The sequence below is a fragment of the Streptomyces sp. NPDC002896 genome (assembly GCF_040295225.1).
In the GTDB taxonomy this organism is placed as follows: domain Bacteria; phylum Actinomycetota; class Actinomycetes; order Streptomycetales; family Streptomycetaceae; genus Streptomyces.
This window is the reverse complement of the sequence record NZ_JBEOVA010000007.1, coordinates 194,373-211,730: the sequence shown is the minus strand read 5'-3', so window position 1 is coordinate 211,730 and position 17,358 is coordinate 194,373. Positions and strand designations below refer to the sequence as shown.

The 17,358-nt window shown below is 71.7% G+C and carries 16 protein-coding genes; 14 read left to right on the top strand and 2 right to left on the bottom strand.

What is annotated here, in order from left to right; genetic code table 11:
• Positions 1-86: 86 nt before the first annotated feature.
• From glmS to tsaE, 6 genes are all read left to right on the top strand, one after another.
• Entirely contained in the window at positions 87-1,934 is a 1,848-nt protein-coding gene (glmS, locus tag ABT009_RS14735; protein ID WP_351293399.1) for a glutamine--fructose-6-phosphate transaminase (isomerizing), read from the top strand.
• Positions 1,935-1,980: 46 nt separating this feature from the next.
• Positions 1,981-2,352 carry a holo-ACP synthase gene (locus tag ABT009_RS14730; protein ID WP_351293980.1) on the top strand — a complete coding sequence of 124 codons (372 nt, stop codon included), beginning with the start codon at positions 1,981-1,983 and terminating at the stop codon, positions 2,350-2,352.
• Positions 2,353-2,490: 138 nt separating this feature from the next.
• A complete protein-coding gene (locus ABT009_RS14725) occupies positions 2,491-3,924 on the top strand; it encodes an NAD(P)H-hydrate dehydratase (RefSeq protein ID WP_351293396.1) in 1,434 nt (477 codons plus the stop codon).
• A gap of 205 nt (positions 3,925-4,129) precedes the next feature.
• Positions 4,130-5,380: an alanine racemase gene (gene alr / locus ABT009_RS14720; protein WP_351293393.1), complete on the top strand. Its 1,251-nt coding sequence runs from the start codon at positions 4,130-4,132 to the stop codon at positions 5,378-5,380.
• A gap of 183 nt (positions 5,381-5,563) precedes the next feature.
• Complete coding sequence (locus ABT009_RS14715; RefSeq protein ID WP_351293390.1) at positions 5,564-6,808, top strand: alpha/beta fold hydrolase; 1,245 nt, start codon at positions 5,564-5,566, stop codon at positions 6,806-6,808.
• On the top strand, positions 6,780-7,331 hold the full coding sequence (gene tsaE, locus ABT009_RS14710; RefSeq protein ID WP_351293387.1) for a tRNA (adenosine(37)-N6)-threonylcarbamoyltransferase complex ATPase subunit type 1 TsaE: 552 nt from the start codon (positions 6,780-6,782) through the stop codon (positions 7,329-7,331). Before ABT009_RS14715 ends, tsaE begins: the two co-directional genes overlap by 29 nt.
• Before the next feature lie 357 nt (positions 7,332-7,688).
• On the opposite strand, the gene ABT009_RS14705 is transcribed toward tsaE, so the two are convergent.
• Positions 7,689-8,255, bottom strand: coding sequence for a hypothetical protein (locus tag ABT009_RS14705; protein ID WP_351293384.1), 567 nt, complete (start codon positions 8,253-8,255; stop codon positions 7,689-7,691).
• Between the two features lie 117 nt (positions 8,256-8,372).
• Between ABT009_RS14705 and tsaB the strand changes: the two genes are divergently transcribed.
• The 5 genes from tsaB to ABT009_RS14680 all read left to right on the top strand — a co-directional run bounded on the left by tsaB (position 8,373) and on the right by ABT009_RS14680 (position 12,190).
• Entirely contained in the window at positions 8,373-9,026 is a 654-nt protein-coding gene (gene tsaB / locus ABT009_RS14700; RefSeq protein ID WP_351293382.1) for a tRNA (adenosine(37)-N6)-threonylcarbamoyltransferase complex dimerization subunit type 1 TsaB, read from the top strand.
• Complete coding sequence (rimI, locus tag ABT009_RS14695; RefSeq protein WP_351293379.1) at positions 9,023-9,610, top strand: ribosomal protein S18-alanine N-acetyltransferase; 588 nt, start codon at positions 9,023-9,025, stop codon at positions 9,608-9,610. The genes tsaB and rimI overlap by 4 nt, the downstream gene beginning before the upstream one ends.
• Positions 9,603-10,715, top strand: a complete 1,113-nt coding sequence (tsaD, locus tag ABT009_RS14690) for a tRNA (adenosine(37)-N6)-threonylcarbamoyltransferase complex transferase subunit TsaD (protein ID WP_351293376.1) — start codon at positions 9,603-9,605, stop codon at positions 10,713-10,715. Before rimI ends, tsaD begins: the two co-directional genes overlap by 8 nt.
• A complete protein-coding gene (locus ABT009_RS14685; protein ID WP_351293373.1) occupies positions 10,712-10,972 on the top strand; it encodes a hypothetical protein in 261 nt (86 codons plus the stop codon). The genes tsaD and ABT009_RS14685 overlap by 4 nt, the downstream gene beginning before the upstream one ends.
• A 204-nt stretch (positions 10,973-11,176) precedes the next feature.
• Positions 11,177-12,190, top strand: coding sequence for an LCP family protein (locus ABT009_RS14680; protein ID WP_351293977.1), 1,014 nt, complete (start codon positions 11,177-11,179; stop codon positions 12,188-12,190).
• Positions 12,191-12,274: 84 nt separating this feature from the next.
• Here the strand turns inward: ABT009_RS14680 and ABT009_RS14675 are convergent, their stop codons facing one another.
• Positions 12,275-13,474 (bottom strand): class I SAM-dependent methyltransferase, encoded by a 1,200-nt coding sequence (locus ABT009_RS14675; RefSeq protein WP_351293370.1) that lies wholly within the window; start codon positions 13,472-13,474, stop codon positions 12,275-12,277.
• Between the two features lie 573 nt (positions 13,475-14,047).
• Between ABT009_RS14675 and ABT009_RS14670 the strand changes: the two genes are divergently transcribed.
• From ABT009_RS14670 to groL, 3 genes are all read left to right on the top strand, one after another.
• Positions 14,048-15,016: a polysaccharide deacetylase family protein gene (locus ABT009_RS14670; protein WP_351293973.1), complete on the top strand. Its 969-nt coding sequence runs from the start codon at positions 14,048-14,050 to the stop codon at positions 15,014-15,016.
• Between the two features lie 260 nt (positions 15,017-15,276).
• On the top strand, positions 15,277-15,585 hold the full coding sequence (gene groES, locus ABT009_RS14665; protein ID WP_015035628.1) for a co-chaperone GroES: 309 nt from the start codon (positions 15,277-15,279) through the stop codon (positions 15,583-15,585).
• 109 nt (positions 15,586-15,694) lie between these two features.
• Positions 15,695-17,323 carry a chaperonin GroEL gene (groL, locus tag ABT009_RS14660; RefSeq protein ID WP_351293367.1) on the top strand — a complete coding sequence of 543 codons (1,629 nt, stop codon included), beginning with the start codon at positions 15,695-15,697 and terminating at the stop codon, positions 17,321-17,323.
• Positions 17,324-17,358 lie beyond the last annotated feature (35 nt).

Here is a 17,358-nt window from a genome sequence, read left to right as displayed (position 1 = left end):
TGGATCCGCCGGAAACGCGCGGCCGGTGAAGAGGGTGAAACGACCTTCGAGTCGTGGGGGGTGAGGGCTCGCCGTAGGCTGCGGCCATGTGCGGAATCGTGGGTTACGTCGGCTCGCAGTCGGCGCTTGATGTCGTCCTGGCCGGGCTGAAGCGGCTGGAATACCGGGGCTACGACTCGGCCGGTGTCGCCGTGCTCGCCGACGGCGGGATGGCCGCCGCCAAGAAGGCCGGGAAGCTCGGGAACCTGGAGAAGGAGCTGGTCGAGCGGCCGATGCCGACCGGCACCACCGGCATCGGGCACACCCGCTGGGCCACCCACGGCGGCCCCACGGACGCGAACGCGCATCCGCACCTCGACAACGCGGGCCGCGTCGCCGTCGTGCACAACGGCATCATCGAGAACTTCGCCGCACTGCGCGCCGAGCTGGCGGAGCGAGGGCACGAACTGGCGTCCGAGACGGACACTGAGGTCGTCGCGCACCTGCTCGCCGAGGAGTTCTCCGGCTGCGCGGACCTCGCCGAGGCGATGCGGCTGGTGTGCCGGCGTCTGGAGGGCGCGTTCACGCTGGTCGCCGTGCACGCGGACGACCCCGACGTGGTGGTCGGCGCGCGGCGGAACTCGCCGCTGGTGGTGGGCGTTGGGGAGGGTGAGTCCTTCCTCGCATCGGACGTCGCCGCGTTCATCGCCCACACGCGCTCGGCGATCGAGCTCGGACAGGACCAGGTGGTCGAACTGCGGCGGGACGGGGTGACGGTCACCGACTTCGACGGCCGGCCCGCCGACGTGCGCTCGTACCACGTGGACTGGGACGCCGAGGCGGCCGAAAAGGGGGGCTATGACTACTTCATGCTCAAGGAGATCGCCGAGCAGCCCAAGGCGGTCGCCGATACGTTGCTGGGGCGCATCGACGCCTCCGGTTCGCTGACGCTGGACGAGGTGCGGATCCCGGGCCAGGCGCTGCGGGAGGTCGACAAGGTCGTCATCATCGCGTGCGGCACGGCCTTCCACGCCGGCATGATCGCGAAGTACGCCATCGAGCACTGGACCCGGATCCCCTGCGAGGTGGAGCTCGCCAGCGAGTTCCGCTACCGCGACCCCATCCTCGACCCCCAGACGCTCGTCATCGCCATCTCGCAGTCCGGCGAGACCATGGACACCCTCATGGCGCTGCGGCACGCCCGCGAGCAGGGCTCCAGGGTCTTGGCGATCTGCAACACCAACGGGTCGACGATCCCGCGCGAGTCCGACGCCGTGCTCTACACGCACGCGGGTCCCGAGGTCGCCGTCGCCTCCACGAAGGCGTTCCTGACGCAGCTCGTCGCCTGCTACCTGGTGGCGCTCTATCTGGGCCAGGTGCGCGGCACCAAGTGGGGCGACGAAATCCACGCCGTCGTGCGGGACTTGGCGAAGATCGCCGACCAGGTGGAACGGGTCCTGGAGACCATGGAACCGGTGCGGGATCTGGCGCGATCGCTCGCCGACAAGGACACGGTGCTCTTCCTGGGCCGCCATGTGGGCTACCCCGTCGCCCTGGAAGGCGCGTTGAAGCTGAAGGAACTCGCGTACATGCACGCCGAGGGCTTTGCCGCCGGCGAGCTGAAGCACGGGCCGATCGCCCTCATCGAGGACGACCTGCCGGTGGTCGTCGTGGTGCCGTCGCCGCGCGGGCGCTCGGTCTTGCACGACAAGATCGTTTCGAACATACAGGAGATCCGAGCGCGGGGTGCCCGCACGATCGTCATCGCGGAGGAGGGCGACGAGACGGTCGTCCCGTATGCCGACCATCTGATCCGTATCCCGGCCACGCCGACGCTGCTGCAACCGCTCGTCGCCACCGTGCCGCTGCAGGTCTTCGCCTGCGAGCTGGCCACGGCCCGCGGCAACGAGGTGGACCAGCCGCGCAACCTTGCGAAGTCTGTGACGGTGGAGTGATGAGGGCGCGCGCTGTCGGCACCGGGGGAGCTGCCGGGGGAGCGGGATCGTGATCATCGGGGTGGGCATCGACGTGGCCGAGATCGACCGTTTCCGCAAGTCCATGGAGCGCACGCCCGCGATGGCCCGACGGCTGTTCGTGGAGCGGGAGTTGCTGCTGCCCAGCGGGGAACGGCGCGGCATAGCCTCACTGGCCGTCCGTTTCGCGGCCAAGGAGGCCATCGCCAAGGCCCTCGGCGCCCCGGCCGGTCTGCACTGGACGGACGCGGAGGTCTACGTGGAGGACAGCGGCCAGCCACGCGTACGCGTACGCGGCACGGTCGCCGCCCGCGCAGCCGAACTCGGCGTCCGCTCCTGGCACGTCTCGCTGAGCCATGACGCGGGGGTGGCTTCGGCGGTGGTGATCGCGGAGGGGTGACCTGCCCACTGCTGTGGGCAGGCGTTCCGCAGGGCTGGGGGCACCTCCCAGCGGTAGCTGGGGGAGGGTGGGCACAGCCCACTCGCTACGGTGCCGCGAAAAGGGACGGACACCCCCTGCTACGGGAGACTGAACGGCATGCGTACCGCGTACAGCGTCGAAACGGTAAGGACAGCCGAGCGCACCCTCATGGCGAGGCTCCCGGAGGGAACCCTCATGCAGCGCGCAGCCGCAGGCCTCGCCGCCGCATGCGCGGAGTTGCTGGGCCGCGTCTACGCCACCCGCGTCGTCCTCCTCATCGGCAGTGGCGACAACGGCGGCGACGCCCTGTACGCGGGCGCCCGCCTGGCCCGCCGCGGCGCGGGCGTGACGGCGGTACTGCTGGCGGCCGAGGACCGTACCCACCCGGGCGGCCTCGCGGCCCTGCGCGCGGCGGGCGGAAGCACCGCCCGGCCGCCCGCCGCCGAGGCGCTGATCCACCGCGCCGACCTGGTCGTCGACGGCATCGTGGGCATCGGCGGCAAGGGCGGGCTCCGCCCGGACGCCGCGCAACTGGCGGCGCTCGTCCGGGACGCGGGCGTGCCCGTCGTCGCCGTCGACCTGCCCAGCGGCATCGAGCCCGACACGGGCGAGGTCCGCGGCGAGGCGGTATGGGCCGATGTGACCGTGACATTCGGCACATACAAGCCGGGTCTGCTCATCGACCCCGCGCGGGAGCACGCCGGCACCGTCCGGCTGGTCCCCATCGGGCTCGGCCTGCCGGCCGAGGCGGACCTGGAGGCGCTCCAGTACGCCGATGTGGAGCGGCTGTTGCCGGTACCGGCGGCCGAGAGCGACAAGTACCGGCGGGGGGTCGTGGGCATCGTCGCCGGGTCAGCCCGTTATCCCGGCGCGGCGGTACTGGCCGTCGCGGGGGCACTGCGGGGCGGGGCCGGGGCCGTGCGATACGTCGGGCCCGCGGGCGACGCCGTGATCGCACGCTTCCCCGAGACCCTGGTGTCCGCCGGGCCACCCGCGAAGGCGGGCCGCGTGCAGGCCTGGGTCGTCGGACCGGGCGTCGGTGACAACGCACAGGCGGTGGCGGAGGTTCTCGACGCCGACGTACCGGTGCTGGTGGACGCGGACGGCCTGCGCCTCGCCGACCCGGACGCGGTGCGGCGCCGTACCGCGCCGACCCTGCTCACGCCGCACGCGGGCGAGGCGGCCGCGCTGCTCGGTGTCGACCGCGCGGAGGTGGAGGCCGCGCGGCTGGCGTCCGTACGGGAGCTCGCGTCGCGGTACGGGGCGACGGTGCTGCTCAAGGGTGCGACCACGCTGGTGGCGGGGCCGGACGCGGGTGCCGTGCGGGTGAACCCGACGGGGACGCCGTGGCTCGCCACGGCGGGGAGCGGGGATGTGCTGTCGGGGCTTGCCGGGTCGCTGCTCGCGGCGGGGCTGGAGGCGCGCGACGCCGGGTCTGTTGCGGCGTATCTCCATGGGCTGGCGGGGAGGTTCGCGGCGGACGGGGCGCCCACGGGGGCGCTGGAGGTGGCCGAGGCGTTGCCTCGGGCCTGGCGGGACGTCACTGCGTGACGTTCCGCCAGGGGGCGGACGCGCCCCGTCCGGGGCGGGGGTTGTAGGAGCGGTGCGGCGCCGCGGTGAGCCTGTGCCCACCCTCCCCCAGCTACCGCTGGGAGGTGCCCCCAGCCCTGCGGAACGCCTGCCCACAGGCGGAGCGGCACGACTGCCCAGGCGGTCGCCCTACCGTGTCGTGGGGCTCTGAGACACTGGGTCCGCGATGAATGAGACTGCCCCCCTGCGCGCACGCGCCGAGATCGATCTGTCCGCCCTGCGGGCCAACGTGCGGACGCTGCGTGCCCTGGCGTCCGGGGCCGCGTTCATGGCCGTCGTGAAGGCGGACGCGTACGGGCACGGGATGATCCCCTGCGCGCGTGCCGCCCTGGAGGCGGGCGCGACCTGGCTCGGTACCGCGACGCCCGAGGAGGCGCTCGCGCTGCGCGCCGCCGGGTTCGGGCCCGACCAGGCGCGCGTCATGTGCTGGCTCTGGACGCCGGGCGGCCCGTGGCGCGAGGGTATCGAGGCGGATCTGGACATCGCGGTGAGCGGCATGTGGGCCCTGCGGGAGGTCACGGCCGCCGCGCGCCGGGCGGGCCGCCCCGCACGTATCCAGCTGAAGGCCGACACCGGCCTCGGGCGCAACGGCTGCCAGCCCGCCGACTGGCCCGAGCTGATCGGCGAGTCCCTCGCCGCACAGGCCGAGGGGCTCGTCCAAGTCACCGGGCTCTGGTCGCACTTCGCATGCGCCGACGAGCCGGGGCACCCGTCCATCCAGGCCCAGCTCGCCCTCTTCCGCGAGATGGTGACGTACGCCGAGGAGCGGGGCGTGCGCCCGGAGGTGCGGCACATCGCCAACTCACCCGGCACGCTGACCCTTCCGGAGACGCACTTCGATCTCGTACGGCCGGGGATCGCGATGTACGGCATCTCGCCCAGCCCTGCCGTCGGCACCTCCGCGGACCTCGGGCTGCGTCCGGTCATGACGCTCTCCGCGTCGCTCGCGCTCGTGAAGCACGTACCCGGGGGCCACGGCGTGAGTTACGGACATCACTACGTCACAGCGGGGGGCACGACACTCGGCCTCATCCCCGTCGGCTACGGTGACGGGATCCCGCGTCATGCGTCCGGTACCGGCCCTGTGCTGGTCGGGGGGAAACTCCGGACGGTCGCGGGACGTATCGCGATGGACCAGTTCGTGGTGGATCTCGGAGGGGACGAGCCGCCGGCGGGCGCGGAAGCGGTGCTGTTCGGGCCGGGCGACCGGGGCGAACCGACCGCCGAGGACTGGGCGCAGGCCGCGGGGACCATCGCGTACGAGATCGTCACCCGCATCGGAACGCGCGTTCCACGCGTCTATGTGAACGAGCGGCCCGAGGGCGACGAGCGGTGCGACGGCGAGGAACGGTGCGACGGCGAGCGGTCCGGCCGTGATGCGGGCCCCGGCGGCGGACGGCGCGCAGGCACGGACTGACCCGGTGCCGGCGACCGGCCCTTCGACAGGGCCCTGAGCCGGCGGACCGAGCACCGAGCCCGACCACCGAGCAGCAAGTACCGAGCACCGAGCACCATGCCCGACGACGGGCACCCAGCACCGAACGCACAGCCGATGACCGAGCACGACCCCGACGACCGAGTACCGAGTGAGGAGCGGCACGTGAGCGAGAGCAGCGCGGAGGCTGTCGCGGAAGCGGCCACGGCGGCCGCCGCCTCGGCCGCCGGCAGCTGGCGCCGCGCCGGGCTGCTGGGCACCGCGATAGGCGTGATCGCCGCGGGCGCAGCCGCCGGCGTCGCCGTCGAGCGGATGACCGTCGGCCGCGGAATGCGGCAGAAGGCCCGGCTCGCCCTGGATTCCACGGGACCCTACGGCACGTTGCGCGGCAAACCGGGCAAGGCGTTCGCGGACGACGGCACCGAGCTGTACTACGAGATCGACGAGGTCGAGCCGGACGGCGGGACGGCGCCGCGCCGCCGGAGGCTCTTCGGCCGCAAGGCCCCGGCACCCGTCACCGTCGTCTTCTGCCACGGCTACTGCCTCAACCAGGACTCCTGGCACTTCCAACGCGCCGCGCTGCGCGGGGTCGTGCGGACCGTGCACTGGGACCAGCGCAGCCACGGCCGCTCCGGGCGCGGCGTGGCGCAGGCGCCGACCGCCGACGGGGACGGCGTGCCGATCTCCATCGACCAGCTGGGCCGCGACCTCAAGGCCGTCATAGATGCCGCCGCCCCCGAAGGGCCGCTGGTGCTCGTCGGCCACTCCATGGGCGGCATGACGATAATGGCGCTGGCCGGCCACTACCCGGAGCTGATCCGCGACCGCGTCGTCGGCGTGGCCCTCGTCGGTACGTCGTCGGGGCGGCTCGGCGAGGTGAACTACGGGCTTCCGGTGGCGGGCGTCAACGCGATCCGGCGCTTCCTGCCCGGCGTACTGAAGGCGCTGGGGCAGCAGGCCGAGCTGGTGGAGCGGGGGCGGCGCGCGACGGCCGATCTGTTCGCGGGGATCATCAAGCGCTACTCGTTCGCGTCCAGGGACGTCGACCCGGCGGTCGCGCGGTTCGCCGAGCGGATGATCGAGGGGACGCCGATCGACGTGGTCGCCGAGTTCTATCCGGCGTTCCACGAGCACGACAAGACCGAGGCGCTCAAGCGGTTGGCCGACATACCCGTCCTCGTCCTGGCCGGAGACCAGGACCTGGTCACGCCCAGCGAGCACAGCGAGGCGATCGCGGACCTGCTGCCCGACGCCGAGCTGGTGCTCGTACCGGACGCGGGGCACCTGGTGATGCTGGAGCACGCCGAGGTCGTCACGGACCGCCTCGCGGACCTGCTCGCAAAGGTCGGTGCCGTCCCGGCAGGGGCTAACGTGGGCTCTCATGGAAGCACCGCACAGCCCGGCGGCTGAACCGGCCGAGCCGGTCGACCGCACCAGCACCAGCAGCCCCACCACCGTGCGCATCACCGTCAACTCCCCCGAACAGATGCAGGAGCTGGGCCGACGCCTGGCCAAGCTGCTGCGCGCAGGCGACCTCGTGATGCTCACGGGCGAGCTGGGGGCAGGCAAGACGACGCTGACCCGCGGGCTCGGCGAGGGCCTGGACGTGCGCGGCGCGGTCACCTCGCCGACCTTCGTCATCGCCCGCGTCCACCCGCCGCTCGGCGACGGACCGCCGCTGGTGCATGTGGACGCGTACCGGCTCGGGGGCGGGCTCGACGAGATGGAGGACCTCGACCTCGACGTGTCGCTGCCCGATTCCGTGATCGTCGTGGAGTGGGGCGAGGGCAAGGTCGAGGGCCTCGCCGACGACCGGCTGCAGGTCCTCATCCACCGGGCCACCGGGGACACCACCGACGAGGTACGTGAGGTCACGCTCACCGGCTACGGCGAGCGGTGGACGGCGACGGATCTGGCCGTGCTGGCCGCCTGACCGGCGGATTCTGTGGGGATTCTCGTAGGTTCACCCGAAGGTACCGACAGGCCGTCGGGAAGATATTGCGCGGTGCGGGGTGCGCGTGGTCACATGGACACGCGTACGGGTTAGGTCTGCCTAACCACGGCTGCTCCGGGAGTCCCAGGAGGCGTCCATGTCGGCTGCTGAACGTGATGTGCCGACTGCTGCGCAGTCGGGGGATCGGCCGGTGACTCTTCCGGCGGCCGGGGGGCCGTCTGTGCGCCCGGCTCCGCCGTCGATGCGGGATCTGCTTGCGGCCTGTGCGGCGGCCGCTGCGGTTTCTACGCCGCCTTGGGCGCCCCATCCGGTGGGGCGGCGCCCCTGATTGTGCGGTTACGGCACCACTACGACCTTCGTGCCCACCGTTGCGAACGCCCACATTGCGTTGCCGTCCTCGCGGGACTCGCGGATGCCGCCCGTCTGCTTCTCCGGGTCGGGCTTCGGGGTCGAGCCGTTGACGGCCGCGCTGAAGCCGATCACCACACCGTCGACGTCGGTGAAGCGCACCACGTGCTCGATCGGCACGCCGTCGGAGCCCGTCACCGTGCTGGAGCGCGACGTGACGCTGTAGGTGTCCACCTCGGGGTCGACCGTGCTCGGCGTGACCTCGAACGTCCGCTTCGTCTCGCCGTCCGCCCCGACCAGCCACACGCGGTCGCCCTCCAGCGAGTAGACGACCCGCTCACCGGTGCCGGAATCGTCGGGGGGCGTCGCGGACTCCTTCTTCTTCGCGCTGTCCGCGCTCTCCGTGGGGGACTGCGACACGGTGGGGGAGGCGGAGGCTTCGGCCTTGCCGAGGGTGTCCGGCACGTTGGCCGCGGCCTGGACGGCGAGGAAACCCACCGCGGCGATGGCCGCAGCGGTGAGCCCGGCCACGAATCCCGAGCTGCTCCTTGCCACGTGTGCCCACCTCTCGTACGTACGCGCGTCCTGGGACCCTTGACGGTGACGGTAGCAGCAGGTGTGCGGCACACCTGGGCGGCCGTGCCCCGGGCGGCCAAGCCGTAGGCTGTTTGCGTGCTCTTGCTCGCTCTGGATACCGCCACCCCCGCCGTCACTGTCGCCCTGCACGACGGAGAGTCCGTCGTCGCGTCGTCGAGTCAGGTGGACGCCCGCCGCCACGGTGAGCTGCTGCTGCCGGCCGTCGACCGTGTGCTGGCCGAGGCCGGACGGAAGCTCGACGCGGTCACCGGCATCGCCGTCGGCGTCGGCCCGGGACCGTACACCGGGCTGCGCGTCGGCCTGATGACCGCCGACACCTTCGGCCTGGTGCTTGGCGTGCCCGTGTACGGCCTGTGCACGCTCGACGCCCTCGCGTACGCCTCGTGCCTCGAGGGCCCCTTCGTCGCGGCGACGGACGCCCGGCGCAAGGAGGTCTACTGGGCCCGGTACGCGGACCGGCGCACCCGCGTCACGGAGCCGGCCGTGGACCGGCCCGCCGACATCGCGGACCAGGTCGCCGGGCTGCCGGCGGTCGGCGCGGGCGCGCGGCTCTACCCGGACACGTTCCCGAACGCGCACGAGCCGGAGCACGTGTCCGCGGCCGCACTCGCCTCCCTGGCGGTGGAGAAGCTGCAGGCGGGCGAGGAACCGGCCGCACCCCGGCCGCTGTACCTGCGGCGCCCTGACGCTCAGGTGCCCAAGAACTACAAGGTGGTCACCCCGAAGTGACAGCTCTCGTACTGCGCGAGATGCGCTGGTGGGACATCGATCCCGTGCTGGAGCTCGAGCGCGATCTGTTTCCCGACGACGCCTGGTCGCGAGGCATGTTCTGGTCGGAGCTCGCCCATGCGCGCGGCCCGGGCGCGACACGCTGCTATGTCGTGGCCGAGGCCGGCGATCGGCTCATCGGCTATGCGGGACTCGCGGTCACCGGATCGGGTGACGACGAGAGCTCCGCGGTGGTGGGTGACGTACAGACCATCGCCGTGGCCCGCGACCAGTGGGGTACCGGGCTCGGCGCGCGGCTGCTCACCGAGCTGCTGCGGGCCGCGACCGCCTTCGAGTGCACCGAGGTGCTGCTCGAATGCCGCGTCGACAACATCCGCGCCCAGAAGCTCTACGAGCGCTTCGGCTTCGAACCCATCGGCTTCCGGCGCGGCTACTACCAGCCGGGGAACGTCGACGCCGTGGTCATGCGGCTGGCAGGCCCCTCCGCTCCTGGCCCCGCGTCCGCCGACGGCGCATCCGACGCGGCGACCCACCATCCCTCCACCCCCGTGAACGGCGTACAAGGAAACCGGATCCATGGCTGACTCACGCGATGCCCCTCTCGTACTCGGCATCGAGACCTCCTGCGACGAGACCGGTGTCGGCATCGTGCGCGGCACCACGCTGCTCGCGGACGCAGTCGCGTCGAGCGTCGACGAGCACGCCCGCTTCGGCGGCGTCGTGCCGGAGGTCGCGAGCCGGGCGCATCTGGAGGCGATGGTGCCGACCATCGACCGCGCGCTGAAGGAGGCCGGGGTCGCCGCCAGCGACCTGGACGGCATCGCGGTGACCGCCGGGCCCGGGCTCGCGGGTGCGCTGCTGGTCGGCGTCTCGGCCGCGAAGGCGTACGCGTACGCGCTGGGCAAGCCGCTCTACGGAGTGAACCATCTGGCCTCGCACATCTGCGTGGACCAGTTGGAGCACGGCGCGCTGCCCGAGCCGACGATGGCGCTGCTCGTCTCCGGCGGGCACTCGTCGCTGCTGCTCTCCACCGACATCACCTCGGACGTACGGCCGATGGGCGCGACCATCGACGACGCGGCGGGCGAGGCCTTCGACAAGATCGCGCGCGTGCTGAACCTGGGCTTCCCGGGCGGCCCGGTCATCGACCGGTACGCGAAGGAGGGCGACCCGGAGGCGATCGCGTTCCCGCGCGGCCTCACAGGGCCGCGCGACCCCGCGTACGACTTCTCGTTCTCCGGGCTGAAGACGGCCGTGGCCCGCTGGATCGAGGCGAAGCGGGCGGCGGGCGAGGAGGTGCCGGTGCGCGATGTCGCCGCGTCCTTCCAGGAGGCCGTCGTGGACGTGCTGACCCGGAAGGCCGTCCGGGCCTGCCGGGACCAGGGCGTCGACCACCTCATGATCGGCGGCGGCGTGGCGGCCAACTCCCGGCTGCGGGTGCTCGCCCAGGAGCGCTGCGAGGCCGCCGGTATCCGGCTGCGCGTGCCGCGGCCCAAACTGTGCACCGACAACGGCGCGATGGTCGCGGCGCTCGGCGCGGAGATGGTGGCGCGCGGGCGCGCCGCATCGGACTGGGACCTGTCCGCCGACTCCTCGCTTCCGGTGACGGACCCTCATGTGCCCGGTACATCCCATGGACATGGCCACGACCACGTGCACGAGGTCGCGAAGGACAACTTGTACTCATGACGGTCGCCTTGATGTGGGAGGCGCGGGCGGTCGCGGGCCGGGGCGAGGAACTGCTGGCCTGGGCGCGGGCGCAGGAGTTGGCGGGCCGGCCCCTGCGCCGCGAAACGTTCCGCGCACCTGGGGACCGGGTCCTGGTCATCACCTGGTGGGACGCCGAGTACGACGCCGAACTGCCCGAACTGCCCGAACCGGCCGGGGAGTTGGTGACGCGCGCGGTGCATCGGTGGCGGTTCGAGTCGGTGGGTGAAGAGGCGTAGCAGCCCGTGGGTGAAGAGGCGTGGCGCGCCTGAGAATTCTCAATGAAGTCTGAGAGTTTCCGAAGGAAACCCGAGAAGCGGTATCCGTTGAAATAAATCGGACTTACGTTCTTCCGCGTGACCGAAGACAGAGGCAGCGGAAGCCGCGACGCGGGCGGCAGGAGACCCAGCCGGCGGTCCCGTGCGCTCAGGACCGCCGGAGTCATGCTCGGCTGCTTCCTCATGCTCACCGGCGCAGGCGCGGGCTGGGTGTACTGGCGACTGGACAACAACATCCAGAGCGTGGACATCGACAGCGCGCTCGGCGACGACCGGCCGCAGAAGGCGGCGGCGGTGTCGACCCCGTCCCCCACGGTGTCGTCCTCCGACTCCGCCTCCCCTTCCCCGTATCCGTCCGTGTCGGCCCTGCCCGCCGGAGCGCTGAACATCCTTGTCCTGGGCTCGGATTCGCGCAGCGGGAAGCGGAACTCCGAACTCGGCGGAGGCAACAGCTCCGGCGCCCGCTCCGACACGGCGATGATCGTCCACATCGACGCGGACCGGACCGAGGCGACGGTGGTCAGCATCCCGCGTGACACGCTGGTCACGCGCCCGTCGTGCCCCACGGCGTCGGGAGGCAGCACGGCGGTCGCGTACAACGCCATGTTCAACAGCGCGTACTCCATAGGCGGTCCGGTGTGCGCGGTCAAGACGGTGGAGCAGCTCACCGACGTGCGCATGGACCACTACATCGAGATCGACTTCGCCGGTTTCGCGGATCTGGTGGACGCGCTCGGCGGGGTCACGGTCACCACGAAAGAGGACATCGACGACGACAAGAGCCACCTCCACCTCGCCGCCGGCACGCATCACCTCGACGGGACGAAGGCCCTGGCGCTGGCCCGGACCCGGCACGGCATAGGGGACGGCAGCGACCTCGGGCGCATCGGCCTCCAGCAGCAGCTGATCAAGGCGATGCTCGAGGAGGCGACGGCGAGTGACCTCCTCACCAGTCCGACCCGGCTGTACGACGTGGCCGACGCCGTCACGGGGAGCCTCACGACGGACACGGGCCTCGACTCGCTCGGCGAGCTGATGGGCCTGGCGGACGCGCTCAGCGGCTTCTCGGCGGACGATCTGGAGACGGTCACCATGCCGGTCGTGACGGCCCCCTCCGACCCCAACCGGGTGGTGGCGAACGAGCCGGAGGCGAGCGAGCTGTGGGCGTCGCTGCGCTGAGAGGCTGCCTCTTCGCGCAGAGGCCCTCGCACTGGGAGGGCGGCCGACTGCCCGCCACCAGCGGGCAGCAGTGGCCCCCGGGCGCTAAGCGGCCGCCGGCCGCCCGACCAGCATGGTCGGCGCCCCCGCCACCCGCGTCAGGAAGACCGTCGCCGAGTTCGGCCCCTGCGGCCGCACCTTCCGCCGCAACTCCTCCGGCTCGACGGCGGACCCTCGCTTCTTGACGGTCAGGATCCCGACCCCGCGTTCCCGTAGCAGCGCCTTCAGCCGCTTCACGTTGAAGGGCAGCTGGTCGGTGATCTCGTAGGCGGTGGCGTACGCGGTGGGGCGCAGCTCGTCCGCGGTGACGTACGCGATCGTCTCGTCGATCAGTCCGCCGCCGACGTCCTGGGCGACCTCGGCGACCAGGTGCGCGCGGATGACGGCGCCGTCCGCCTCGTAGAGATAGCGGCCGACGGGCCGTACCTCCGGATCGGGCAGTCCGCGGCCCGTCAGCGAGCGCGGGCCGGGCAGCAGCGTCGCGCGGACCGTGCCGGGCTCCGTGCCGAACCACAGCACCGCCTCCTTCACGTCCCCGTGGTCCGAGATCCACTCCGCCGCGGCGTCGGCGGGGATCGTCTCGTGAGGGATGCCCGGAGCGATCTTCAACGCGGCGCGGGGCGCCGTGCGGGCCGCACCGATGGCCCAGGAGAGCGGCGGCGAGTACGCCTCGGGGTCGAAGACGCGGCCGCGTCCGCCGCGCCGCGCAGGGTCCACGAAGACCGCGTCGTACGACCCGGTGTCCACCTCGGTCACGTCGGCCTCCCGCACCTCGATCAGGCCGTCGAGGCCGAGCGCCTCGGCATTCGCCCTGGCGACCGCGCACGTCAGCGGGTCGCGGTCGACGGCCAGCACCGAGATACCCGCGCGGGCCAGCGCGATCGCGTCGCCGCCGATCCCGCAGCACAGGTCGGCGACGCTGCGTACGCCGAGGGCGGCGAACCGGTCGGCGCGGTACGTCGCGACCGATGCGCGGGTCGCCTGCTCCACGCCGTTCGGCGTGAAGAACATCCGCCCGGCGTCCGCCGCACCGAACTTCGCGGCAGCCCGCTGCCGCAGCCGCGCCTGCCCGATGGCCGCCGAGACCAGCGCGGCTGGGTGCTCGCGGCGCAGCCGCGTGGCCACGGTCAGCTCCTGCGCCGGATCGATGTCGCGCACCTCGTCGAGGAGGGCGCGGCCCTCGTCGGTGAGCAGCGCGGAGAAGGCGGATACGGAATCGGCGGAGGCGGGAGCACGGTCGTTCACCGGCCCATTGTGGGCCAGCCGGTGGATGGCGCGCGTCCGGCGGCGGTGTCGACCCGTTCCGGAACGGCGGCGCTGACAGGATGCGACGCCATGCGTCAAATGCGACAAAAAGACAAGATCCCTCGAAGCTCCCGATATCGGAGGGCATGCCCGCGAAAGCCGAAGTCCGGCCGGGTGGAGACCCCGGCGCGGGAACCGGCCGCGGGCCGAGCACAGGTCAACCGGCGCGTGCAGGCCGACCAGCAGGGGGAGGCCGCTGAGCGAGCGTATTTCGACCGGCGCGTGGAGGCCGCCGGGCGAGGAGATGCGGACCGGCGAGGGGCGTCCTCCGGCCGCAGAGGCGCCGATCAGCGCAGGCAAACCGACCAGCGCAGGCAGGCCGCGGGGCTGGCGCGGGTCCCTGGGCTGGAGAAGTCCGCTGGTCATGGGAGGGTCGCAGGCTGGGCGAAGGCCACTGGCTCATGGCAGGCCGCGGGGCCGTCGCAGGTCGCAGGGCAGTCGCAGGCCCGACGCGCGCAAGTCCTGCGGTGGTTGCCGCAGGGCACGCCCGAGGCGCGGGTCGGGCAGGGGCCGTTGCGAGGATCGGCGCGCGGGCCGGCGCGGCGTACGCGGCTTCGGCGAGCCCCGCTCCGGGTCTGTCTCGCCGTACTCGCCGTCGCATCCGTCGCCTCGGGCTGCGGCGATGGCGGCGAAGCCTCCGGTGGCCGCTCGGGGGCCGTCTCCCGGCCGGGTCCCGGCCCCGGCCCCTTTCCCGGCCCGGGCCGCCACCCCCAGGCCCCGCCCGCCCGCGCCCTCGACGAGTACGCGCAGCACCTGATCGACTCGCAGGCCGCCCGGGTCGCCGCCGCGAAGCGCTGGGGCCTGGCCGGGACGCCACTCCAGGCCCCCGCCCCGCCCGCCGTCAAGCCGGGGATCGAGACTCGTGAGGGCTTCGAGGTCACGGACGGCGACGGCCTGCCGCCCGTCTTCACGACCGTCCCCACGAAGGACAAGGTCGTCTTCCTCACCATCGACGACGGCGCTGAGAAGGACCCGGCGCTGCTGAGGATGATGAGCGAGCTGAAGATCCCGTACACCGCCTTCCTCAGCGACTACCTGGTGAGGAAGGACTACGGATACTTCAAGAAGATGCAGGGGCTCGGCGTCACGCTGAATAACCACACGCTCAACCACCCCTACCTGCCCGGCCTCTCGTACGACGAGCAGCGGCGTGAGATCTGCGGCATGCAGGACGTGATCGAGAAGCAGTACGGCAAGCGCCCCACGGTCTTCCGCCCGCCCTTCGGCAACTACAACCGGGACACGCTGCGCGCCGCCAAGTCCTGCGGCATCAAGGCCGTTCCGCTGTGGAACGCCGAGGCCTTCGTGGACCACATGGAGTGGCGGGAGTGGGACCGCGACCTCCACCCCGGCGACATCATCCTCACCCACTTCCGGGGCCGCGATGAGTGGAACGGCGCCATGCCCGACATGATCCGGAACGTCATGAAGGTGATCACCGACAAGGGATATGCCGTGGCCAGGCTGGAGGACTACCTCTGACGGAAGCTGCGCCGACCCTGTATGCCGGATTCGTACGAACGTCTCGCGACCACTCCGCACGAGCGATTCGCGGTGTTGTCTGCGCCGCGTTGGCACTCCGCTTGACCGAGTGCTAATCGCGGTCATAGTCTCGGCTCTGGCACTCCCCCCTGGAGAGTGCCAGACGCGACGGGCAGGTCCGGCACCCGCGACGACGGATCGACCTGGTCGCCACCTCAGACAGTTAACCCCGTGAGATCTCCGAAGGGGGAGGTCGGATCGTGACGACCACCAGCTCCAAGGTTGCCATCAAGCCGCTCGAGGACCGCATCGTGGTCCAGCCGCTGGACGCCGAGCAGACCACGGCCTCTGGCCTGGTCATCCCGGACACCGCGAAGGAGAAGCCCCAGGAGGGCGTCGTCCTCGCCGTGGGTCCGGGCCGCTTCGAGAACGGCGAGCGCCTTCCGCTCGACGTGAAGACCGGCGATGTCGTGCTGTACAGCAAGTACGGCGGCACCGAGGTGAAGTACAACGGCGAGGAGTACCTCGTCCTCTCGGCGCGCGACGTCCTCGCGATCGTCGAGAAGTAAGTCACCCGCAAGATTTGCTTGTGAGCTGCGCCCCTGGCCACCCCGCTGAAGCCGGGCGGCGAGGGGCGCAGTTCTTTCATACGAGTTCCGAGAGGGCTGAAACGCTCCCATGGCGAAGATCCTGAAGTTCGACGAGGACGCCCGTCGCGCCCTCGAGCGCGGCGTCAACAAGCTCGCCGACACGGTCAAGGTGACGATCGGCCCCAAGGGCCGCAACGTCGTCATCGACAAGAAGTTCGGCGCGCCCACCATCACCAACGACGGTGTCACGATCGCCCGTGAGGTCGAGATCGACGACCCGTACGAGAACCTCGGCGCCCAGCTGGTGAAGGAGGTGGCGACCAAGACCAACGACATCGCGGGTGACGGCACCACCACCGCCACCGTGCTGGCCCAGGCCCTCGTCAAGGAGGGTCTGCGCAACGTCGCCGCGGGCGCTTCCCCGGCCGCCCTGAAGAAGGGCATCGACGCCGCCGTCGCCGCCGTCTCCGACGAGCTGCTCGCGACCGCGCGCCCGATCGACGAGAAGTCCGACATCGCCGCCGTCGCCGCGCTGTCCGCCCAGGACCAGCAGGTCGGCGAGCTCATCGCCGAGGCGATGGACAAGGTCGGCAAGGACGGTGTCATCACCGTCGAGGAGTCCAACACCTTCGGTCTGGAGCTGGACTTCACCGAGGGCATGGCCTTCGACAAGGGCTACCTGTCGCCGTACTTCGTGACGGACCAGGAGCGCATGGAGGCCGTCCTCGAGGACCCGTACATCCTCATCAACCAGGGCAAGATCTCCTCCATCCAGGACCTGCTGCCGCTCCTCGAGAAGGTCATCCAGGCCGGTGCCTCCAAGCCGCTGCTGATCATCGCCGAGGACGTCGAGGGCGAGGCCCTGTCCACCCTCGTCGTGAACAAGATCCGCGGCACCTTCAACGCCGTCGCGGTGAAGGCCCCCGGCTTCGGCGACCGCCGCAAGGCGATGCTGCAGGACATCGCGATCCTCACCGGCGGCCAGGTCATCGCCGAGGAGGTCGGCCTCAAGCTCGACCAGGTCGGCCTCGAGGTGCTCGGCACCGCCCGCCGCGTGACCGTCACCAAGGACGACACCACCATCGTCGACGGCGGCGGCAAGTCCGAGGACGTCGCGGGCCGCGTCAACCAGATCAAGGCCGAGATCGAGAACACCGACTCCGACTGGGACCGCGAGAAGCTCCAGGAGCGCCTCGCGAAGCTGGCCGGCGGCGTGTGCGTGATCAAGGTCGGCGCCGCCACCGAGGTGGAGCTGAAGGAGAAGAAGCACCGTCTGGAGGACGCCATCTCCGCGACCCGCGCCGCGGTCGAGGAGGGCATCGTCTCCGGTGGTGGCTCCGCGCTCGTCCACGCCGTGAAGGTGCTCGAGGGCAACCTCGGCAAGACCGGCGACGAGGCCACCGGTGTCTCGGTCGTCCGCCGCGCCGCCGTCGAGCCGCTGCGCTGGATCGCTGAGAACGCCGGCCTCGAGGGCTACGTCATCGTCTCCAAGGTGGCCGAGCTCGAGAAGGGCAACGGCTACAACGCCGCCACCGGCGAGTACGGCGACCTGGTGAAGTCCGGCGTCATCGACCCGGTCAAGGTCACCCGCTCCGCCCTGGAGAACGCCGCGTCCATCGCCTCGCTGCTGCTCACGACCGAGACCCTGGTCGTCGAGAAGCCGGCCGAGGAGGAGGCCGAGGCCGGTCACGGTCACGGCCACGGCCACGCGCACTGACGTCTTGTCGGCGCACGTCGGCTGACGACGAAGGA